Raw genomic sequence first — 21503 nt, 5'->3', positions numbered from 1 at the left:
CGTTCTACCTCAGCTTCAGGGTGGCAAGGCCGACCAGTACGAGAATCACGGTGATGATCCAGAAACGGACGATCACGCGCGGCTCAGGCCAGCCCTTGAGTTCAAAGTGGTGGTGTATCGGTGCCATGCGGAACACGCGGCGCCCGGTCAACTTGAAGGAGGCCACCTGGATCACCACCGACAGGGTTTCCATCACGAACACGCCGCCCATGATGAACAGGACGATTTCCTGACGGACGATCACCGCGATGGTGCCCAGGGCGGCGCCCAGCGCCAACGCGCCGACGTCGCCCATGAAGACTTGCGCCGGATAGGTGTTGAACCAGAGGAACCCCAGGCCTGCACCGATCAACGCGCCGCAGAACACGATCAGCTCACCGGCACCCGGTACGTATGGGATCAGCAGGTACTCAGCGAATTTCACGTTACCCGACAGGTAGCAGAAGATTCCCAGGCCGCCGCCGACCATCACCGTCGGCATGATCGCCAGGCCATCGAGGCCATCAGTCAGGTTGACCGCGTTGCTCGAACCGACAATCACGAAATAGGTCAGGACCACGAAGCCTGCGCCCAGCGGAATGCTGTAATCCTTGAGCATCGGCAGGATCAGGGTGGTTTCCACCGGGGTGGTCGCGGTCATATAAAGGAAGAGCGCTGCGCCGAGGCCGAACACCGACTGCCAGAAGTATTTCCAGCGACTCGGCAAGCCACGGGAGTTCTTCTCGATGACTTTGCGGTAATCGTCGACCCAGCCGATGGCGCCGAACAACAAGGTCACCAGCAGCACGGTCCAGACATAACGGTTGCTCAGGTCAGCCCACAGCAGGGTACTGACGCCGATGGACGACAGGATCAAAGCGCCACCCATGGTCGGAGTGCCCGACTTGGACAGGTGCGATTGCGGACCATCATTGCGAACGGACTGGCCGATCTGGCGGTTCTGCAACGTGCGGATCATCCACGGGCCATAGCACAGCGACAAAACCAGCGCAGTCAGCACACCGAGAATCCCGCGCAGGGTCAGGTACTGAAAGACCGCGAAGCCTTTGTGGAACTGTTGCAAGTACTCCGCTAACAGCAGCAGCATTAATGTTTCTCCAGACTGGACCCGCACAAAGCGGCAACGATGTTTTCCATCGCCGCGCTGCGCGAGCCCTTGATCAAAATAGTGGTGTTTGTATCTTGCTCGGCACCCAGGGCCTCGATCAGCTCAGCCTGAGTACTGAAGTGACGGGCCTGCGGGCCGAATGCGTTCACGGCGTGGGCCATCATTGGCCCGACTGCATAAAGCGCAGAAACCTTGCCACGGGCGTACTCGCCCACGTCGCGGTGCCCCTGCTCCGCCCAGTCGCCCAACTCGCCGATATCCCCGAGCACCAGGACGGTGCGGCCGGAAAAGCCGGCGAGTATATCAACGGCAGCGCACATGGAGGTGGGGTTCGCGTTGTAAGTGTCATCAATAACGCGCATGCCGTTGGTCGCCAGTTGCGCGACGGTGCGGCCCTTGACCGGTTGCATCGCGCCGAGACCGGTGGCGATGCCGAACGGCGACACGCCCAAGGCATGGGCAGCAGCCGCAGCGGCCATCGCATTGGCAACGTTATGGGTGCCGAGCAGGTTCAGTTGCACCCGCTCCACACCTTCGGGACTGTGCAGGTTGAACGATGGGCAACCGCGCGCATCACGGTCCAGGTCGCTGGCATAGAAATCGGCGCTTGGGTTGTTCAGGGCGAACGTCAGCACTTTGCGACCGGCAGCGCGGGCCTTCCAGATACCGAACGCCTTGTCGTCGAGATTGAGCACGGCGACGCCATCGGCGTCCAGCCCTTCGATAATCTCGCCCTTGGCTTCAACGATTTTGTCCGGCCCGCCGAACTCGCCGACGTGGGCGGTCCCGGCGTTATTAAGAATGGCCACGTGAGGCTTGGTCATGCCCACGGTGTAGGCAATTTCACCCAGGCGCGAAGCACCGAGTTCGATCACGGCGGCGGTGTGTTCCGGCGCCAGTTCGAGCAGGGTCAACGGTACGCCGAGGTCGTTGTTCAAGTTGCCACGGGTCGCATGCACCGGACCGCGGGTGCGCAGGATGCTCGCGAGCATTTCCTTGACCGTGGTCTTGCCGCTGGAACCGGTAACGGCCGCGACCGGATGGCTATAAGCAGCACGGTTCAGCGCGCCCAGTTGGCCAAGGGCCTGGCGGGCGTCTTTCACAATGAGCTGCGGCAGCGTGCTGTCGGCGACTTCGCGCTCGACCAATGCCGCGACGGCGCCTTTGGCGGCCACGTCATTGAGATAGTCATGACCATCGAAGCGTGGACCGGTCAGCGCAATAAACAGCTGGCCTGGCTTGATCGCACGGCTGTCGATGCTGACACCGTCGAAACTGGCGTCGGCAGCCACCAGGCGAGCATTCAGTACGCTGGTCAGCTCGCTCAGCTTCAAGGCTTTAAGCATGAGCCACCTCCCACGCGGTCAAGGCATGATCGGCCTCGACCAGATCGGAGAACGCATGGCGCTCGCCGTTGATTTCCTGATAGTCCTCGTGACCTTTGCCGGCCAGGACAATCACGTCATCCGCCGAAGCACTGGCGATCAATTGCGCAATCGCCTGACCACGGCCAGCGACGAAGGTGACGTTATCCGCAGCCGTGAAACCGGCGCGGATGTCGTCGAAAATGACGGACGGGTCTTCGGTGCGCGGGTTGTCGTCGGTGACCAGCACGCCATCGGCCAGACGCTCGACCACTTCGGCCATCAGCGGACGCTTGCCGCGATCGCGATCACCGCCGCAACCGAACAGGCACAGCAACCGGCCTTTGGCGTGTGGGCGCAGGGCCAGCAAGACTTTTTCCAGCGCATCCGGGGTATGGGCGTAATCGACCACCACCAGCGGCTGAGTACCGCCGCCCAGGCGCTGCATGCGACCGGCGGGGCCTTCGAGTTTCGGCAGGACCTTGAGGATTTCGTCCAGCGCGTAGTCCAGGCCAAGCAAGGCACCGACCGCAGCCAGGACGTTGCTCAGGTTGAAACGGCCGAGCAAAGTGCTGCGCAAATGGTGCTCGCCTTGGGGCGTGACCAACGTGGCGCGCACGCCTTCGTCGTCGAACTGCGCTTCGCGGCAATAGAGGTAGGCGCTGGCGTTTTCGAGGCTGTAGGTGATCAGGCGCGACTCACGTTTGTCAGCAGCCAGTTCGCGGCCGAATTCGTCGTCGAGGTTGATCACCCGGCACTTCAGATCATTCCAGGCGAACAGCTTGGCCTTGGCTTCGCCGTAGGCCTGCATGGTGCCGTGGTAATCCAGATGATCGCGGGACAGGTTGGTCATCACCGCCACATCGAACGCCAATGCAGTCACGCGGCCCTGATCCAGACCGTGGGAAGACACTTCCATCGCCACGGCTTTAGCCCCGGCCTTCTTCAGGTCGGCGAGGGTCGCTTGTACGGCAATCGGGTTCGGCGTGGTGTGCAGGCCGCTTTCCAGCGCGCCGTAGAAACCGGTGCCCAGGGTGCCGACGATGCCGCAGTGCTGCCCGAGCAAATCCAGGGCCTGCGCAACCAATTGGGTCACGCTGGTCTTGCCGTTGGTGCCGGTCACGCCGACCAGGTTCAGGTGGCGGCTCGGGTCGCCATAGAAGCGCCCGGCAATGTCCGACAACTGCGCCGCCAGGCCTTTGACCGGAATCAGCGGCGCATCGGTAATCGGCAGCACGGTGGCGCCTTCGACTTCATAAGCCACGGCAGCCGCACCGCGCTGCAAGGCATCGGCAATGTGCGCGCGCCCGTCGAACTTGCCGCCAGGGACCGCAAGGAACAAGTCCCCTGCCCGCACATTGCGGCTGTCGAGGGTCAGTTCGCGGATCAACAGATCACGACCGGCGTGGGCAAAAATTTTATTCAGACTCAGAGACATCAGCCGCGCCCTCCATTGGCTTTCAGCGGAACGACCGGTGCTGCGTTGGCCTGTTGGGTCGGCGGCAGGTTGTCCGGGGTGATGTTCATCAGGCGCAAGGTCCCGGACATCACTTTGCTGAACACCGGCGCCGATACCAGGCCACCGAAGTAACCGGCCTTGGTCGGTTCATCGATGACTACGACGATGGCGAAACGCGGATCGCTCATTGGGCCGAAACCGGCGAACAGCGAGCGATAGGAATTCTCGGCATAGCCTTTGGTGCCCACCGAGGTCTTACGCGCAGTACCCGACTTGCCGGCCACGTGATACGCCGGCACCTGCGCACGGAATACACCGCGCGGGGCCTCGATCACCTGGGTCAGCATGCCTTGCATGGTTTTGGCTACGTTTTCCGGGATCACCTGGGTGGTCTGCGGCGGCTTGTCTGTCTTGATCAGGGTCAGCGGCGCAATGCGACCGTTGTTAGCCAGTGCCGAGAAGGCGTGGACCAACTGGATCGCCGTCACCGAAATACCGTAGCCGTACGACAGCGTGGCGGTTTCAGCCTTGCGCCATTCGCGGTAGTTCGGCAGGTTGCCGACGCGCTCGCCCGGGAAGGCGAGGCCGGTGTCCTGGCCGAGGCCGACTTTCTGCGCCAGGCGGAAAATGGCTTCGCCACCGATATCGAACGCGACCTTACTCATGCCGACGTTGCTGGAGTTGATCAGGATGCCGGTCAGGTCGAGCACCGGGCCTTCGGACTTCGATACGTCCTTGATGGTGTACTTACCAATCTGCAAGGTACCCGGATAGACCTCTACGGTGTCGCTCGGCTTCCAGCGCCCGGTTTCCAGGGCGGCACTCATGGAGATCGCCTTCATGGTCGAACCGGGTTCGAACACGTCGATCATGGCGCGGTTACGCATCATCGCCGGTTGCAGGTTGCGACGGTTGTTCGGGTTGTAGGTCGGCTGGTTGACCATGGCGAGGATTTCGCCGCTCTTCACGTCCATGATCACCAGGCTGCCGGCCTTGGCGCCGTTCTCGATGATCGCGTTGCGCAGTTCGCGGTTGGCCAGGTATTGCAGGCGCAGGTCAATGGACAACGCCAAGGGCTTGCCGGCCTTGGCGTTTTTGGTGACCTGGACATCCTTGATCAGTCTGCCGCGCCGATCCTTGATGACCTGTCGCTTGCCGGCGACCCCGGCCAGCCATTCGTCGTAGGCCAGCTCGACGCCTTCGCGCCCGTGATCGTCGATGTCGGTAAAGCCGACCATGTGCGCGGTGACTTCGCCGGCAGGATAGAAACGGCGGAACTCTTCGATGCCATAGACGCCGGGCACTTTCAGGTCGAGCACCGACTGGCCCTGCTCGGGGGTCAAGCCGCGCACCAGATAGATGAATTCTTTGTTGGCCTGGGCTTCGAGGCGCTCGCTCAGGGCTTTCGGGTCCTGGCCCAGCGCGGCGGCCAGTGCTGGCCACTTCTCTTTGGCCAGCTGCATTTCCTTGGCGTTGGCCCACAGCGTGGTGACCGGGGTACTCACGGCCAAAGGCTCGCCGTTACGGTCGGTGATCAGACCACGGTGAGCCGGGATAGGAATGTGCCGGACGCTACGCGCATCGCCCTGACCTTTAAGGAAGTCACGATCGACCACTTGCAGGTCGATGATGCGCCAGCAGATCGCTGCGACCATGATGCCGAGCAAACCCAGCACCACGCGGAACCGCCAAGGGAAGAGTGCACCTTCGATGTTCATCATGGCGCCACCATCCGTACTTCAGCGGCACCAGGGATGCGCATTTTCAGTTGTTCGGTGGCCAGCACTTCGATACGGCTGTGGGCGGTCCAGGTGCTCTGTTCGAGAATCAACCGGCCCCACTCGGCCTGCGCCTTGTCGCGCACGCTCAACTCGTTGTACAGCGAGTTCAACAGCTGACGGTTCCAGTGGGCGCTGTAGGACACGCCGATGGCCGACACGAGCACGCCGATGAACAGCAGCATCATGAAAAAGCTTCCGCCGGGAAGTGGCTTGGCGAAAAGCTTGCTCACCGCAGCTTCTCCGCGACGCGCATGATGGCGCTACGGGAGCGTGGGTTGGCTTTGAGTTCGGCCTCGGAGGCGGACTGCGCTTTGCCATGGACTTTGATTTTCGGTTCGAAAGCGACGTGACGGACCGGCAGGTTGCGCGGCAGGTTGTCGGCTTCGCCTTTCACCAGTTTGCGCATGAACAGTTTGACGATGCGGTCTTCCAGGGAATGGAAGCTGATGACCACCAGGCGACCGCCGATCTCCAGACTTTCCAGCGCAGCTTCGAGGCCGGCCTCCAGATCGCCCAGTTCGTTGTTGACGTGAATACGCAGGCCCTGGAACGCACGGGTGGCCGGGTTCTTGCCCTTTTCCCATGCCGGGTTGGCAACTTTCAGGACTTCGGCCAGGTCAGCGGTGCGCTCGAACGGCTTGATGTCGCGGCGCTCGGCCACGGCACGGGCCATGCGGCCGGAGAAACGTTCTTCGCCATATTCCTTGAACACCCGGGCGATTTCTTCCACCGGTGCGGTGTTGACGAATTCGGCCGCGCTGATCCCGCGGGACGGGTCCATACGCATGTCCAGCGGGCCATCGTTGAGGAAACTGAAGCCGCGCTCGGGATCGTCGAGCTGCGGCGAGGACACGCCGAGGTCGAGCAAAACACCGCTGACCTTGCCGGCCAGGCCGCGCTCGGCCACTTCCGAACCCAGCTCGGCAAAGCTGCGCTGCACAACGACAAAGCGGCCGTCTTCGGCCGCTAGCGTTTGCCCGGTGGCAATCGCTTGAGGATCTTTATCGAATCCGAGCACCCGACCATCGGGACCGAGCTGGCTGAGGATCAACCGGCTGTGTCCGCCGCGTCCGAACGTACCGTCCAGATAGCAGCCATCAGGACGTACGGCGAGAGCCTCCACGGCTTCGTCGAGCAGTACGGTGATGTGGTTAAAGCCGCTATCAATAGTCACAGGATCAAATCACGCAGTTCATCAGGCATGGCGCCCGGTTGTTGAATAGCAGCCAGGTCAGCGGCAGAAACCGCATCCCAGGCATCCTCGTCCCATAATTGGAACTTGTTCAGTTGGCCCACCAGCATTGCGCGCTTATCCAACCGGGCATATTCGCGCAGACGCGGTGGAACCAGAAAACGACCACTGCCATCGAGTTCGAGGTCGACGGCATTACCAATCAGCAAACGTTGCAGGCGGCGGTTCTCTTCGCGAAGCGAAGGCAGTGCGCGCAGTTTGGTTTCAATAATTTCCCACTCATCGAGGGGATAAACACACAAACACGGATCAACGGCATCGATTGTCACGATCAATTGACCGGAACTGCGCGAAACCAGCTCGTCACGGTACCGGCTCGGCATAGCGAGACGGCCCTTTGCATCGAGACTGATAGCGTTAGCTCCGCGAAACACGTCTGCGTTTCTCCAATTTTTATCGTTTTGAGCTCAAAAAACCCACTTCATGCCACTTTCCGCCACTTGCGCACACTATAGGAATGCGCCCACCACACCGTCAAGGCGCGGATTAAAGGAAAACCCTTACAGAACGGAGATTTAGGAGGACAAAAGGAAGGGTAACGAGAATCTGGCGTTTGTTTTTGCTCAATAACTTGAATCAGCACGGATGGCTGCGTTCGAAAGTTAAAGTAGTTTGTTAAGAGTAAGATTTTTTCGGTATTACGACGGAGGGTCTGCTGGTGTTTAAGTAAGGAGGGAAATCGTTGTCGCGGGGAGATTTGTAAAGTGCTGTCAGTGCAGGCTAATGAATATCACAAAAGCCTGCCACCAGCACCTGCCTGATGATTCAAGCAGGGAAAGAAAAAGGTGGAGAGTCGATCTGTAAGCCGGGTTCTGTCGTGAACAGTCATTCGTCTACGATGGCCATCACTGGACATCTTTAGCAACCTACCCGGTCCCAGCGCGGGCCACGCCTTGGGACCCTATTTGGTCTTGCTCCAAGTGGGGTTTACCTAGCCACGAACTGTTGCCAGACGTGCGGTGCGCTCTTACCGCACCTTTTCACCCTTACCGGCGCCGAAGCGCTTAGGCGGTTATTTTCTGTGGCACTTTCCGTAGGCTCACGCCTCCCAGGCATTACCTGGCACTTCGCCCTATGGAGCCCGGACTTTCCTCCCCCCCCTAATTTTCATAGAGGGCAGCGACTGTCCAATCGACTCTCCGCCGCGAAGGTTAACGGCAGAGCGGCCGAAGAACAAGCGCTAAACGCCTCTGGCCGCTCCTGCGCGTCGGGTTTTCATTCGCCCTTCTGTTTATCCAGCGCGACTTGATAGAGAACATTCTTACGCTCGCCGGTAATTTGTGCCGCCAGGGCTGCAGCCCTTTTGAGCGGCATTTCTTCGAGCAACAGATTGAGGATGCGCATGGCTTCGCTGCTGACCGCGTCTTCAGTCTCCGGCGCCGACCAACCGGCAACCAACACCACGCATTCACCACGCTGCTGGTTGCTGTCGGACTCGACGAACTCGCGCAGCTCGGCCAGCGGCAGACCCTTGAGGGTTTCGAAAGTTTTAGTGATTTCACGGGCCAGCAACGCCGGACGCTCGCCGCCGAACACCAGCTCCATGTCTTGCAGGCATTCAAGGATGCGGTGCGGCGCTTCGTAGAAAATCAGCGTGCGCGGCTCTTCCTTGACCAGCTCAAGCCGAGCCCGACGACCCACGGCCTTGGCCGGCAGGAAGCCTTCGAAGATAAAGCGATCCGACGGCAGGCCCGCCGCCGACAACGCTGCGATCAAGGCACAGGCGCCCGGCACCGGCACCACATTGATCCCGGCCGCACGCGCCTGACGCACCAAGTGATAACCCGGATCGGAAATCAGCGGCGTCCCCGCATCGGAGATCAACGCCACATCGTCGCCGGCCAGCAGACGCGTGATAAAGCGGCTACCTTCATCGCGTTCGTTGTGTTCATGGCAGGCCGCCAGCGGCGTGGGGATACCGAAGTGCTGCATCAAACGCTGGGAGTGACGGGTGTCTTCGGCGGCGATCAACGCTACCTCACGCAGGATTTTCAGCGCGCGGGCACTGATGTCGTCCAGGTTGCCGATGGGCGTCGCCACCACATAAAGCGAGCCAGCAGCGGAATTCAAAGCACCTGGAGCAGTCAAAGCGCACACCTCATGATCGGTAAAAGTCGCCATTGTAGCGCGTAGTGACACTTGCGATACCCGCGAGCCACCCTTGGTTTTGCGGCCCTTTGTGCGGTACTGCAACATTTACACGAGCTAAATCGACAGTTTGATGCCAGTAACATCGCGCCCCGGCCAGCGCTTGGGTACAATTCCACGCTAATTTGATCGAGTATCAGGAACACTACATGATCGCTTGCCTGCGGCTGTTCACTGCCCTCTGCCTCGCTGCCTTGCTGGCGGCTTGCGCCAGCTCGCCCTCCTCCAGCCTTGGCGAACTTCCACGGACCCCGGACGCCAGTATCGAGCAACTGCTCGAAAAGGCTGCCCAGAGCAAAACGCCGGAACAAGCCGCGCTGTTTCGCCTGAGCGCGGCAGACCTGGCTTATCGCCAGGGCAATGCCGGCCAGTCCGCGCAAATCCTGCAACAAGTGCCGGTGGAACAACTCAAGCCTGGCCAACAGGTCTTCGCCAGTACCCTGGCAGCTGAACTGGCCATGGTGCGTAATCAGCCGAAAGCGGCGCTGACGGCCTTGAGCCATCCGAGCCTGCAACGCCTGGGCGAATTGCCCGTCGAGCAACAAGTACGCACCGGCACCGTTCACGCCCGCGCCCTTGAAGCCGACGGCCAAACCCTCGCTGCCGCACGGGAGCGCATCTTTATTGCGCCAATGCTCGAAGGCGAAGCCGCCAGCAAGAACCACGACGCGATCTGGACTCTGATCGCCTCGTTGCCGACCGATCAATTGCAGCCAACCACCACCGACGACCTTGGCGGCTGGATGAGCCTGGCCCTGGCAGTGAAAACCGCCGGCACCCTGGAACAGCAGCAAGCAGCGATCGACAACTGGCGCGTACAGAATCCAAAGCATCCGGCTGCGCTGCAACTGCCGCTGCCACTGACCCAACTCAAGGAACTGGCCAGCCAGCCCCTGAGCAAAATCGCCGTCCTGCTGCCCCAGACAGACGGCCCGCTGGCGGCGGCCAGCAAGGCACTGCGTGAAGGTATCGTGGCTGCTCACTATCAGGCGCAACAAGCCGGGCAGAAGCCACCAGCCATCGTATTTTATGACAGCTCGCCAATGACCACGACGCCGCCACGGATGTCGATGGACGAGTTCTATCGCAAGGCCCAGGCCGACGGCGTGCAACTGGTTATCGGCCCGCTGGAGAAGCCGCTGGTCAAACAGCTCAGCACTCGCCCGCAATTGCCGATCACCACCCTGGCGCTGAACTACAGCGAAGGCCAACAAGGCCCGGCCCAACTGTTCCAGTTCGGCCTTGCCGCTGAAGACGAAGCCCGCGAAGTGTCCCGCCGCGCTCGTGCCGACGGCCTGCATCGCGCCGCCGCCATGGTACCGAAAGGCGAATGGGGCGACCGCGTATTGAAGGCGTTCAGTCAGGACTGGCAGGCGAATGGCGGTAGCATCGTCGCCGTCGAGCACATCGACCAGCCGGTGCAACTGGCGCAACAGATTGCCGACATGTTCCAACTGCGCCAGAGCGAAGGCCGCGCCAAGACCTTGCAGAGCACCGTTGGCTCGCAAGTCGCCGCACAACCTTCCCGCCGCCAGGACATCGAGTTCATCTTCCTTGCGGCCTCCCCGAAACAGGCGCAACAGATCAAACCGACCCTGAACTTCCAGTACGCCGGTGACGTGCCTGTCTACGCGACCTCCAATGTGTTCAGTGCCAGTGGTGACGTAAACGAGTACAACGACATGAACGGTGTTCGCTTCTGCGAAACCCCGTGGTTGCTGGACGCCAATGACCCACTGCGCAAACAGGTCACTGCACAATGGCCACAGGCCGGGACCAGCCTCGGCCGCTTGTTCGCGATGGGTGTTGACGCTTATCGCCTGGCACCGCGCCTGGGGCAACTCAAGACCTTGCCGGACAGCCGCATCGAAGGGCAATCGGGCAGCCTGGGCATGACCCAGAACCAACGCGTGGTTCGCCAGATGCCGTGGGCACAGTTCGTCAGCGGCCAGGTTCAACGCCTGCCGGACACCCCGCGCTGATGCCCGACCGGTCACGCCAGCAAAGCGGCAAAGATGCCGAGCGCCATGCGCTCGAGCATCTTCAACAACAGGGTCTGCGCCTGCTGGCGCAGAACTGGTTGTGCAAACGCGGCGAGCTTGATCTGGTCATGCTTGATGGCGATACAGTAGTATTCGTTGAAGTCCGCTACAGAAAAAACACTCAATGGGGTGGCGCGCTCGATAGCATCGATGGGCGCAAACGGCAGAAACTGATTTTCGCCGCGCAGTATTTTCTTCAGCGCGAGTCGCGTTGGGCCAATTCCCCTTGCCGCTTCGACGTGGTTGCCATCGACAGCAACCTTGATCAGTTGAACTGGTTGCAGAATGCCTTCGACAGCTGATCGCTTGCACCCCGAACCGGACACCTTCACCCGATATTTTTGCTCTTTGCTTTGCGGGCTGCACATTCATGTGCCGAGTAGCCGCGCTAATTAAGGTCACACAGATGGACATGCAATCCCGAATTCGCCAGCTTTTTCAGGCCAGTATCGACACCAAGCAACAGGCGATGGACGTACTTGCACCGCACATCGAGCAAGCCAGCCAGGTGATGGTCAACGCCCTGCTCAACGAGGGCAAAATGCTTTCCTGCGGCAACGGCGGCTCTGCCGGTGACGCCCAGCACTTCTCGTCGGAGCTGCTCAACCGCTTCGAACGCGAACGCCCGAGCCTGCCAGCCATCGCGCTGACCACCGACAGCTCGACGATCACCTCGATCGCCAACGATTACAGCTACAACGAAATCTTCTCTAAACAGATCCGTGCCCTTGGCCAACCGGGGGATGTATTGCTGGCGATTTCCACCAGCGGCAACTCGGCGAACATTATTCAAGCGATCCAGGCCGCACATGATCGCGAAATGATTGTCGTAGCATTGACCGGTCGCGATGGCGGCGGCATGGCGTCGCTGCTTTTGCCTGAAGACGTCGAGATCCGCGTACCGGCCAATGTCACCGCACGTATTCAGGAAGTCCACCTGCTGGCGATCCACTGCCTTTGCGACTTGATCGACAGCCAACTGTTCGGGAGTGAAGAATGACCCCTAATCGCCTAGGCCTTCTGGCCTTGACCCTGTGCCTCGGCATCGGCGGCTGCACCTCGGTGGTTAACGCCAGCCGTGAGAAACCCATCGAAGACGACCGCGGCACGCGCACCTTCGGCAGCAAAATCGACGACTCCCTGATCGACACCAAGGTCGGCGTAAACGTCGCCAAGGCCGATCCGGCGCTGGATAACGACTCGCACATCGTCGTCACCAGCTTCAACGGCGTGGTACTGCTGGCCGGGCAAACGCCCACTGCCGACCTCAAGGCCAAGGCCGAACAGGCTGCTTCCGCCGTCCAGCGCGTGAAGAAGGTGCATAACGAGCTGCAAGTCCTGCCGCCGTCCGGCTTCCTGGCCCGCCAGAACGACACCTGGCTGACCTCCAAGATCAAGACCCAGATGCTCACCGACCCGAACATCCCGGGCTCGCGTATCAAGGTCGTCACCGAGAATGGCATCGTCTATTTGCTGGGTCTGCTCACCAAGCAGGAAGCCGCTCAAGCCACCAACCTGGTGCAGAGCGTTTCTGGCGTGCAGAAGATTGTGAAGTTGTTTGAGTACATCGACTGATACAGAAAATGCAGGCATAAAAAAGGCGATCCTTTCGGATCGCCTTTTTTATTACTTCACCACCTTCAAACTCGGTCGACCGCTGGGACGCGGCGGTTCGTTGTCGGGTGGCGGGACATCATCATCCGGCTCGATCTCTTCATCGTCTTCCAGAGGCGATTCCAGATCGAACACCATGCCTTGGCCGTTCTCCCGGGCGTAAATGCCCAGGATCGACGCGATAGGCACGAACAGGGTGTGTGGCACGCCACCGAAGCGCCCTTCGAAGCTGACCGCTTCGTTGTCCATGTGCAAGTGACGCACGGCAGCCGGTGATACGTTCAGGACAATCTGTCCGTCACTGGCGAAACCTTGAGGCACCTGCACCGACGGATATTCGGAATTGACCAGCATGTGCGGGGTGCAATCGTTATCAACAATCCACTCGTAGAGCGCGCGGACCAGATAAGGTCGACTGGAGTTCATAGCGGCTCCTTAAGCCTTAGCGCATATCGCGTTCGACACCAGACAGACTCGCCTGGAAAGCCTCACGCGCGAAAGAGCGCTCCATGTAATCAAGCAGCGGCTTGGCAGGCCGCGGCAGTTCAATACCCAAAATCGGCAATCGCCAGAGTATTGGCAATAGGCAGCAATCCACCAGACTTTGTTCCTCGCTGAGGAAAAACGGCTTGTCGGCGAACAACGGCGACACGCCAGTCAGGCTTTCGCGCAGCTCTTTACGAGCCACGACGCGGGCTGCTTCCTTGGACCGGGAATCAAGGATCAGATCCACCAGGCCACACCAGTCACGCTGAATACGATGAATCAGCAGACGGCTGTTTGCACGCGCCACAGGATAAACCGGCAGTAAAGGCGGGTGCGGGTAACGCTCATCCAGATATTCCATCACCACGGTCGACTCCCACAACGCCAGGTCACGATCGACCAGGGTGGGCAAGCTGCCGTAAGGGTTCACTTCGATCAGTTTAGGCGGCTGGCGACCAGCTTCCACATAAATGATCTCGGCGCTGACACCCTTCTCTGCAAGTACGATGCGTACTCGGTGGGAATAGTGGTCGGCGGGGTCGGAGTAACAGGCCAACCGATTGGTCACGCCCATGGCGGTCCTCCTCGCTTGTTGAAATTATCGGAAGCGGAAAAACGCGCGCGCCCAGAGGACGCCTCCCGTAACGCCTGGCTTGCCAGACTCGTTACACCTTCAGAGACGCCCCTGGGCGCGCGCGATCAACAGCAATTGCTTACAGCTTTATCAATGGACGTCTTTCCAGTATTCACGCTTGAGCAAGTAAGCGAATACGAAGAAGAACGCCAGGTAGAGCAATACATAGGTACCGATGCGCTGATGTTGCAGCTTTACCGGATTAGCCGAGTAAGCGAGGAAGGTTACCAGATTCTTGACCTTCTCATCGAACTGCTCTTCATTGAGCGCACCGCTCTTCGGCACAATGGTCAACTGATCGCACGCTTCATGAGTCAGCGGCGTACCGGTCAGCGGATCATACTGCTTCTTGCCGTCTTCGACGATTTGAACCTGTTTGCAGCCGACCACCTGACGACCTTGCAGGCCGACCAGGACGTTAGGCATGCCAACGTTCGGGAACACCTTGTTGTTCACGCCCCATGGACGCGCCGGGTCTTCATAGAACGAACGCAGGTAACCGTAGAGCCAGTCGGTGCCACGAACGCGAGCCACCAGGGTCAGGTCCGGCGGTGCAGCACCGAACCAGGTCTTGGCGTCTGCCGGCTGCATGCCGATGCTCATGTGGTCGCCGATCTTGGCGCCGGTGAACACCAGGTTTTTCAGCATCAGATCGTGAGGAATCCCCAGATCGTCGGCAACGCGCTCATAGCGCTGAAACTTGGCACTGTGGCAGCCCATGCAGTAGTTGGCGAACGTACGCGCGCCGTCCTGCATGGCCGCTTTATCGGAAACGTCGATATCGACTTTTTCCAGTTCCGGACCGTGTTCGGCCGCGAAGGAGAACACAGGCAAAGCCGCGAGAATCAATACAGCAAATAGCTTTTTCATCAGCCAGTCACCCTTTCCGGAACCGGTTTGGTCTTCTCGAGCCTGGTGTAGAACGGCATCAGAATGAAGTAGGCGAAGTACAGGAAGGTGCACACCTGCGACAGCAGCGTACGCCCAGGGGTTGGAGCCAATACGCCCAGCACGCCGAGGATCACGAAGCAGATGCAGAACACCCAAAGCCAGATCTTGCTCAGCCAGCCCTTGTATCGCATGGACTTGACGGGGCTGCGGTCGAGCCACGGCAGGACGAACAGCATGGCAATCGAAGCACCCATGGCGATAACGCCCATGAGCTTGTCCGGAATCGCCCGCAAAATCGCGTAGAACGGTGTGAAGTACCAGACCGGAGCGATGTGCTCTGGAGTCTTGAAGGCGTTCGCCACTTCAAAGTTCGGCTTCTCGAGGAAGTAACCGCCCATCTCCGGGAAGAAGAACACGATCGAACAGAAGATGAACAGGAACACCACCACGCCGACGATATCTTTCACGGTGTAGTACGGGTGGAAGGCAATGCCGTCCAGCGGTACGCCGTTTTCGTCTTTGAATTTCTTGATGTCGACGCCGTCCGGGTTGTTCGAACCGACTTCGTGCAGCGCCAGGACGTGCAACACCACCAGACCGAGGATCACGATCGGCAACGCCACGACGTGCAAGGCGAAGAAGCGGTTCAGGGTAATACCGGAAATCAGGTAGTCACCACGAATCCACTGGGTCAGGTCGTTACCGATGACCGGGATCGCACCGAACAGCGAGATGATCACCTGGGCACCCCAGTAGGACATCTGGCCCCACGGCAGCAGGTAACCCATGAAGGCTTCAGCCATCAGCGCCAGGTAGATCAGCATGCCGAAGACCCACACCAGCTCACGAGGCTTCTGGTATGACCCGTAGAGCAAGCCACGGAACATGTGCAGATAGACCACGATGAAGAACGCCGAAGCGCCGGTGGAGTGCAGCAGGCGCAGGATCGAGCCGTACTCGACGTCGCGCATGATGTATTCGACGGAAGCAAACGCTTCTTCCGCCGACGGGGTGTAGCTCATGGTCAGCCAGACACCGGTAACGATCTGGTTGACCAGAACGAGCAGTGCGAGGGAACCAAAGAAATAGAAGAAGTTGAAGTTCTTCGGGGCGTAATACTTGCTGAGATGGTCTTCCCACATTTTGGTCGCGGGAAAGCGCGCATCAACCCAATCCATGAACTTGCTCATCACGCTTTCTCCGTATCGACGCCGATGACAATGATCTCATCGGTCTCATAGGAATGCGGGGGAACTGGCAGGTTCAAAGGCGCAGGTTGCGACTTGTAGACGCGACCAGCCAGATCGTAGTGGGAACCGTGGCAAGGGCAGAAATAACCACCTACCCAGTCTTTGCCCAGATCAGCAGGTGCCACTTCAGGGCGGAAGGTCGGCGAGCAACCCAGGTGTGTGCAGATACCGATCAGCAGCAGAACCTCTGGCTTGATCGAACGCGTTTCTGGATCGACGTAGGTCGGTTGTGTCGAGTTCTTGGAGGTCGGGTCAGACAACTGGCCCTCGATCTTCTTCAGATTCCCCAGGATTTCCGCGGTTCGGCGGACAATGAATACTGGCTGACCGCGCCACTCAGCAATCATCTGCTGGCCTGGCTCGATTTTGCTGACATTCACTTTCACCGGTGCACCTGCGGCTTTCGCCTTGGCACTGGGAAACCATGACCCCACGAACGGGACCGCAGCCCCCACCGCTCCTGCAGCACCCACCACGGATGTGGCTGCTACCAAGAAGCGACGCCGGCCTGCATTCACGCCGTCATTGCTCATTCAGTCCTCTCCCATCAGCTTTGTGGCCTGTTAAATCAGGCATCTACTAAGTAAATCTATGTACTTATAAAAATTTTGCCGAATGGTAATGAAAAGCCCCAATTCTGACAAGGTAATTACCCAAGGGCTCCACTGCCAAGCCTTGCAGTATAGGGGCTCTACGGCTGTGGCAAGTTGTCACAGCGCAATTCTTTGAGAAATCGCACGCATAAAAAAACGCCCAGCTCCGTGAGGAGATGGGCGTTCTTTTTGAACGCGGAAGCGAATTAACGCTTCGAGTACTGCGGACGCTTACGCGCTTTACGCAGACCAACTTTCTTACGTTCAACTTCACGAGCATCGCGAGTAACGAAGCCAGCTTTGCGCAGAGCGCCACGCAGGGTTTCGTCGTACTGCATCAGTGCGCGAGTGATACCGTGGCGGATTGCGCCAGCTTGACCACTTACACCACCACCGATCACGGTGACGTAGATGTCGAATTTCTCGACAGTCTCAGTCAGTTCCAGCGGCTGACGAACTACCATGCGGGCAGTTTCGCGGCCGAAGAAATTTTCCAGGGTGCGGTTGTTGATGGAGATGTTACCAGTACCCGGACGCAGGAAAACGCGTGCGGTTGCGGTCTTGCGACGGCCAGTGCCGTAATTTTGAGTCGCCGACATAATGAACTATTCCGTTAAAACTTCAGTTCTTGGGGCTGCTGAGCAGTATGAGGGTGTACAGCGCCCGCATAGACTTTCAGCTTACGATACATGTCGCGACCCAGCGGGTTCTTAGGCAGCATGCCTTTGACCGCGGTCTCGATCACGCGCTCAGGGGCTTTAGCGATCAGCTTTTCAAAGTTGATCGACTTGATGCCGCCCGGGAAACCGGAGTGGGAGTAGTAGATCTTGTCGGTGGTTTTAGCACCGGTTACACGAATCTGCTCGGCATTGATAACAACGATGTAATCGCCGGTGTCAACGTGAGGAGTGTACTCAGCTTTATGCTTGCCACGCAGACGGCTCGCGATTTCGGTGGCCAGACGACCCAGGGTCTGACCTGCAGCGTCGACGACAAACCAGTCGCGCTGTACTGTTTCCGGTTTAGCAGTAAAAGTTTTCATTCTTTATAGCCTCAGGGGCCGCCCTGTAAATTAGACGGCGGATCTTACTGAATAGTGCGTACTTTGACAAGTCAAAGGCAGCCGGATACAGACGCTTTCGGGGGCTCGGGTCGGCGCGTCCGTTCAACGGCAAGATTCTTCGGCGGCGGCGCATCACTTCCACTGCAGAAAGAGGTGCGCAATTATGCAGATTGCGAAAAATAATTCAACCTGCTTTTATGATTGTTTTGCCCAAGGAGCACCCGATGGACTATCGCCAGCTAGGCCGAACCAATCTGAACGTGAGTGCAATCTGCCTCGGAACCATGACCTGGGGTGAGCAAAACAGCGAGGCTGAAGCCTTCGCCCAGATCGAGCGAGCCAAAAGCGCCGGGATCAATTTCATCGACACCGCCGAAATGTATCCTGTGCCGCCCAAGGCCGACACCTACGCCACCACCGAGCGCTACATCGGCAATTACTTCAAAAGTCGCGGCGACCGTGCCGACTGGATCCTGGCCAGCAAGATCGCCGGCCCCGGCAACACCATCGACTATATCCGCGACAAAAACCTGCGCCACAACCGCCAGCACATCACCGAAGCCGTGGACGCCAGCCTCAAGCGCTTGCAGACCGACTACATCGATCTCTATCAACTGCACTGGCCGGAACGCAGCACCAATTTCTTCGGTCAACTGGGCTACAAACACAAGATCGAAGCCAACCTGACACCGCTGGAAGACACCCTCGAAGCGCTCGACGAACAGGTCAAGGCCGGCAAGATCCGTCACATCGGCCTGTCCAACGAAACGCCGTGGGGCACCATGCGTTTCCTCGCTTTGGCCGAAGCGCGTGGCTGGCCGCGCGCCGTGTCGATTCAGAACCCGTACAACCTGCTCAACCGCAGTTTTGAAGTCGGCCTGGCGGAAATCGCCATTCGCGAACAGTGCGGCCTGCTGGCCTATTCGCCCCTGGCGTTCGGTTTCCTGTCAGGCAAGTACGAAGGTGGCGCGCGTCCGCCGAAGGGTCGCCTGAGCCTCTACAGCCGCTTCAGCCGCTATTTCAACCCGCAGTCGGAAGCCGCGTGCAGCCGTTACGTGGCACTGGCTCGTGAACACGGCCTGGACCCGGCGCAGATGGCGCTGGCCTTCGTGACACAGCAGCCGTTCGTAACCAGCAACATCATCGGGGCGACGACGCTTGAGCAACTGGACAGCAACATTGCCAGTTTCGATCTGAAACTTTCCGATGAAGTGCTGGCCGGGATCGAGGCGATTCACAAGGATCACCCGAATCCAGCGCCTTAATTGAGCTGATCGTTCCCACGCTCTGCGTGGGAATGCCGCCAGGGACGCTCCGCGTTCCGCTTTGGATGTGACGCAGTGCGTCACGGGATGCGTTCCCACGCAGAGCGTGGGAACGATCGTATTACAGCGACCGCGCAATAATCTCCTTCATGATCTCGTTGGTGCCGGCATAAATCCGCTGCACTCGCGCATCTGCCCACGCCCGGGCCACCGGGTATTCCCACATGAACCCGTAACCGCCATGCAGTTGCACGCACTCGTCGAGCACCTTGCATTGCAGGTCGGTACCCCAATATTTCGCCATCGCCGCCGTCGGCACGTCGAGCTTGCCTTGCAGGTGCAGCTCCAGGCACTTATCGACGAAAACCCGGCCAATCTGAATCTCGGTGGCCATCTCCGCCAGTTTGAAGCGGGTGTTCTGGAAGTCGGCGATCGCCTTGCCGAAGGCCTTGCGTTCGCGGGTGTAATCCAGCGTCCATTGCAACGCCGCTTCGGCTGAAGCGAGCCCACCGACAGCGACGGTCAGGCGTTCTTGCGGCAATTCCTGCATCAGGTAAGCAAAGCCCATCCCGGCCTGACCCAAGAGGTTTTCTTTCGGCACTCGTACGTCCTGGAAGAACAATTCCGACGTGTCCTGAGCCTTCATTCCGACTTTTTCCAGGCGCTTGCCTTTAGCGAAGCCTGGCGTGTCGGCCTCCACCAGAAACAGACTGGTGCCCTTGGCGCCGGCCTTCGGATCGGTCTTGGCGACGACGATCACCAGGTCCGCCAGATAGCCGTTGGTGATGAAGGTTTTCGAGCCGTTGATCACATATTCGTCGCCGTCCAGCACCGCGGTGGTTTTCACCCCTTGCAGGTCAGAACCGGCGCCTGGCTCGGTCATGGCAATGGCCGTGACCATCTCGCCGGACACCAGTTTCGGCAGGTATTTGTGCTTCAGCGCTTCGCTGCCGTAATGCAGGATGTACGGCGCGACGATGTCCGAATGCAGCGAGAAACCGATCCCGGTCAGGCCCAGGCGACCGACCTCTTCGATCACCACGGCGCTATAGAGAAAGTCCGCGCCCAACCCGCCGTATTCCTCCGGCAGATGCGAGCAGAGCATCCCCGCCTCCCCCGCCTTGTTCCAGAGTTGGCGGTCGATGTAGCCTTGCTTTTCCCATTGCCCATGAAACGGCACGGCCTCTTTTTCGAGGAACGTTCGTACGCTGTCGCGAAAAAGTTCGTGCTCGGAGCTGAACAAAGTTCTGGGGATCATGCGGCACCTGTCGTTATTGTTGGAAGGAATTGACCTCAGAGACTAAGCCTCGCTTCCGACACAGGACACTGGACACATCAGACAAAAAATAAGACGATCCAGCCGTCTGGTGACCACTTTCCCCTATAAGAATAAAGTTGAATTATGTCTAACCAAGTCTCCACGCCCCTGCGGCGCGTCAGCATCCTGGCTATCGACCGGGTTTTCGCTTCCACCCTCATGCAAGCCAAGGATTTCTTCCACCTGGCCAGCCTGCGCTACGGCAAACAACTGGGCCACGGCCTGACACCGGCGTTCGAAACCCGGCTGGTCAGCCCCGACGGTAAACCGGTGAACAGCTTCAGTGACGTGATCATGCCGGTGGACGGCGGCCTGGAAAACGCTGACATCATCATCCTCCCGGCCTTCTGGGACGATTTCGAAACACTGTGCAAACGTTATCCACAGGTCCTGCCGTGGCTGCGCGAACAACATGCGCGCGGCGCCGTGCTATGCGGCGAAGCCACCGGGGTGTTCTGGCTGGCCGAAGCCGGGCTGCTCGATGGCAAGGAAGCGACCACCTACTGGCGTTTCTTCACGGCGTTTGCCGAGCGCTTCCCACGGGTCCAACTCAACCAGGACAAGCACCTGACTGACGCGGACAACCTGTATTGCGCAGGCGGTACGACCTCGGCGTGCGACCTCTATATCTACCTGATCGAGCGCTTCTGCGGCGCCAATGTGGCCCAGGCTGTGGCCCGGGATATTTTGTATGAAGTGCAGCGCAGCTATGCGCCGGGGCGGATCGGTTTCGGCGGGCAGAAGCTGCACCAGGACGTGATCATCCTGCAAATCCAGCATTGGCTCGAAGAACACTTTGCCGACAAATTCCGCTTCGAAGACGTCGCCCGCGAACACGGCATGAGCATCCGCAACTTCATGCGCCGCTTCCAGACCGCCACCGGCGACAAGCCGCTGCATTACCTGCAACGCTTGCGTATCGAGACAGCCAAGGGCCTGTTGTCCGGCAGCCGCAAGAGCATCAAGACCATCAGTTATGAGGTCGGTTACGACGATGCGAGCTTCTTTGCGCGACTGTTCCGCCAGCACACCGAATTGTCGCCGAACCAGTATCGGCAGCAGTTTCAGCAAGCCGCTTAATCCACAGACCGATCGTTCCCACGCTCTGCGTGGGAATGCCGCCATGGAGGCTCTGCGTCCGCTTCGGAGCGGAGCGTCACGGGATGCATTCCCACGCGGAGCCTGGGAACGATCAGCATCGGCGCGCATAAAAAAGGGCCTGCATATGCAGGCCC

22 protein-coding genes and 1 other RNA gene are annotated in these 21503 nt (G+C 59.4%); 6 read left to right on the top strand and 17 right to left on the bottom strand.

The genetic code is table 11. The annotated features are described in order from the left end of the window. Positions 1-4: 4 nt before the first annotated feature. The 9 genes from mraY to rsmI all read right to left on the bottom strand — a co-directional run bounded on the left by mraY (position 5) and on the right by rsmI (position 9085). Entirely contained in the window at positions 5-1087 is a 1083-nt protein-coding gene (gene mraY, locus HKK53_RS26125; RefSeq protein WP_169373147.1) for a phospho-N-acetylmuramoyl-pentapeptide-transferase, read from the bottom strand. Further along, positions 1087-2454: a UDP-N-acetylmuramoyl-tripeptide--D-alanyl-D-alanine ligase gene (locus HKK53_RS26120; protein ID WP_169373146.1), complete on the bottom strand. Its 1368-nt coding sequence runs from the start codon at positions 2452-2454 to the stop codon at positions 1087-1089. Before HKK53_RS26120 ends, mraY begins: the two co-directional genes overlap by 1 nt. After that, positions 2447-3910, bottom strand: a complete 1464-nt coding sequence (locus HKK53_RS26115; protein WP_169373145.1) for a UDP-N-acetylmuramoyl-L-alanyl-D-glutamate--2,6-diaminopimelate ligase — start codon at positions 3908-3910, stop codon at positions 2447-2449. The genes HKK53_RS26120 and HKK53_RS26115 overlap by 8 nt, the downstream gene beginning before the upstream one ends. Then, complete coding sequence (locus HKK53_RS26110) at positions 3910-5652, bottom strand: peptidoglycan D,D-transpeptidase FtsI family protein (protein WP_169373144.1); 1743 nt, start codon at positions 5650-5652, stop codon at positions 3910-3912. The genes HKK53_RS26115 and HKK53_RS26110 overlap by 1 nt, the downstream gene beginning before the upstream one ends. Further along, on the bottom strand, positions 5649-5942 hold the full coding sequence (ftsL, locus tag HKK53_RS26105; RefSeq protein ID WP_133840304.1) for a cell division protein FtsL: 294 nt from the start codon (positions 5940-5942) through the stop codon (positions 5649-5651). Before ftsL ends, HKK53_RS26110 begins: the two co-directional genes overlap by 4 nt. Then, positions 5939-6886 carry a 16S rRNA (cytosine(1402)-N(4))-methyltransferase RsmH gene (gene rsmH, locus HKK53_RS26100; protein WP_169373143.1) on the bottom strand — a complete coding sequence of 316 codons (948 nt, stop codon included), beginning with the start codon at positions 6884-6886 and terminating at the stop codon, positions 5939-5941. Before rsmH ends, ftsL begins: the two co-directional genes overlap by 4 nt. Continuing rightward, a complete protein-coding gene (gene mraZ / locus HKK53_RS26095; protein WP_008025967.1) occupies positions 6883-7338 on the bottom strand; it encodes a division/cell wall cluster transcriptional repressor MraZ in 456 nt (151 codons plus the stop codon). The genes rsmH and mraZ overlap by 4 nt, the downstream gene beginning before the upstream one ends. A gap of 411 nt (positions 7339-7749) precedes the next feature. Continuing rightward, an RNA gene (gene rnpB / locus HKK53_RS26090) (RNase P RNA component class A) lies at positions 7750-8103 on the bottom strand. Positions 8104-8179: 76 nt separating this feature from the next. Further along, positions 8180-9085 carry a 16S rRNA (cytidine(1402)-2'-O)-methyltransferase gene (gene rsmI, locus HKK53_RS26085; protein ID WP_169373142.1) on the bottom strand — a complete coding sequence of 302 codons (906 nt, stop codon included), beginning with the start codon at positions 9083-9085 and terminating at the stop codon, positions 8180-8182. A gap of 176 nt (positions 9086-9261) precedes the next feature. Here rsmI and HKK53_RS26080 point away from each other — a divergent pair, with 176 nt between their 5' ends. The 4 genes from HKK53_RS26080 to HKK53_RS26065 all read left to right on the top strand — a co-directional run bounded on the left by HKK53_RS26080 (position 9262) and on the right by HKK53_RS26065 (position 12729). Next, positions 9262-11094 (top strand): penicillin-binding protein activator, encoded by a 1833-nt coding sequence (locus tag HKK53_RS26080; RefSeq protein WP_169373141.1) that lies wholly within the window; start codon positions 9262-9264, stop codon positions 11092-11094. Further along, entirely contained in the window at positions 11094-11456 is a 363-nt protein-coding gene (locus HKK53_RS26075) for a YraN family protein (protein ID WP_007904371.1), read from the top strand. The genes HKK53_RS26080 and HKK53_RS26075 overlap by 1 nt, the downstream gene beginning before the upstream one ends. A gap of 104 nt (positions 11457-11560) precedes the next feature. Continuing rightward, positions 11561-12154 carry a phosphoheptose isomerase gene (locus tag HKK53_RS26070; RefSeq protein ID WP_007904374.1) on the top strand — a complete coding sequence of 198 codons (594 nt, stop codon included), beginning with the start codon at positions 11561-11563 and terminating at the stop codon, positions 12152-12154. Continuing rightward, positions 12151-12729, top strand: a complete 579-nt coding sequence (locus HKK53_RS26065; RefSeq protein ID WP_169373140.1) for a BON domain-containing protein — start codon at positions 12151-12153, stop codon at positions 12727-12729. The genes HKK53_RS26070 and HKK53_RS26065 overlap by 4 nt, the downstream gene beginning before the upstream one ends. A 51-nt stretch (positions 12730-12780) precedes the next feature. On the opposite strand, the gene HKK53_RS26060 is transcribed toward HKK53_RS26065, so the two are convergent. The 7 genes from HKK53_RS26060 to rplM all read right to left on the bottom strand — a co-directional run bounded on the left by HKK53_RS26060 (position 12781) and on the right by rplM (position 17664). After that, entirely contained in the window at positions 12781-13194 is a 414-nt protein-coding gene (locus HKK53_RS26060; RefSeq protein ID WP_123410151.1) for a ClpXP protease specificity-enhancing factor, read from the bottom strand. Positions 13195-13210: 16 nt separating this feature from the next. After that, a complete protein-coding gene (locus HKK53_RS26055; RefSeq protein ID WP_008155978.1) occupies positions 13211-13828 on the bottom strand; it encodes a glutathione S-transferase N-terminal domain-containing protein in 618 nt (205 codons plus the stop codon). Positions 13829-13978: 150 nt separating this feature from the next. Beyond that, on the bottom strand, positions 13979-14758 hold the full coding sequence (locus HKK53_RS26050; protein ID WP_149661099.1) for a cytochrome c1: 780 nt from the start codon (positions 14756-14758) through the stop codon (positions 13979-13981). Further along, a complete protein-coding gene (locus HKK53_RS26045) occupies positions 14758-15969 on the bottom strand; it encodes a cytochrome b (RefSeq protein ID WP_169373139.1) in 1212 nt (403 codons plus the stop codon). The genes HKK53_RS26050 and HKK53_RS26045 overlap by 1 nt, the downstream gene beginning before the upstream one ends. Then, positions 15969-16562, bottom strand: coding sequence for a ubiquinol-cytochrome c reductase iron-sulfur subunit (gene petA / locus HKK53_RS26040; RefSeq protein WP_054045584.1), 594 nt, complete (start codon positions 16560-16562; stop codon positions 15969-15971). Before petA ends, HKK53_RS26045 begins: the two co-directional genes overlap by 1 nt. 266 nt (positions 16563-16828) lie before the next feature. Continuing rightward, positions 16829-17221 (bottom strand): 30S ribosomal protein S9, encoded by a 393-nt coding sequence (rpsI, locus tag HKK53_RS26035; RefSeq protein ID WP_003216038.1) that lies wholly within the window; start codon positions 17219-17221, stop codon positions 16829-16831. Between the two features lie 14 nt (positions 17222-17235). Next, positions 17236-17664: a 50S ribosomal protein L13 gene (gene rplM / locus HKK53_RS26030; RefSeq protein WP_007905295.1), complete on the bottom strand. Its 429-nt coding sequence runs from the start codon at positions 17662-17664 to the stop codon at positions 17236-17238. Positions 17665-17909: 245 nt separating this feature from the next. Between rplM and HKK53_RS26025 the strand changes: the two genes are divergently transcribed. Then, on the top strand, positions 17910-18950 hold the full coding sequence (locus HKK53_RS26025) for an NADP(H)-dependent aldo-keto reductase (protein ID WP_169373138.1): 1041 nt from the start codon (positions 17910-17912) through the stop codon (positions 18948-18950). Positions 18951-19071: 121 nt separating this feature from the next. On the opposite strand, the gene HKK53_RS26020 is transcribed toward HKK53_RS26025, so the two are convergent. After that, positions 19072-20208, bottom strand: a complete 1137-nt coding sequence (locus HKK53_RS26020; RefSeq protein ID WP_169373137.1) for an acyl-CoA dehydrogenase family protein — start codon at positions 20206-20208, stop codon at positions 19072-19074. Between the two features lie 243 nt (positions 20209-20451). Here HKK53_RS26020 and HKK53_RS26015 point away from each other — a divergent pair, with 243 nt between their 5' ends. Continuing rightward, entirely contained in the window at positions 20452-21348 is an 897-nt protein-coding gene (locus tag HKK53_RS26015; protein WP_178117501.1) for a GlxA family transcriptional regulator, read from the top strand. The last annotated feature ends 155 nt before the right edge of the window (positions 21349-21503 follow it).

Origin of the sequence: Pseudomonas sp. ADAK7, from assembly GCF_012935675.1 — a bacterium.
GTDB lineage: Bacteria > Pseudomonadota > Gammaproteobacteria > Pseudomonadales > Pseudomonadaceae > Aquipseudomonas.
The sequence above is the reverse complement of the archived record's forward strand: the minus strand, read 5'-3'. Positions and strand labels throughout refer to the sequence as shown.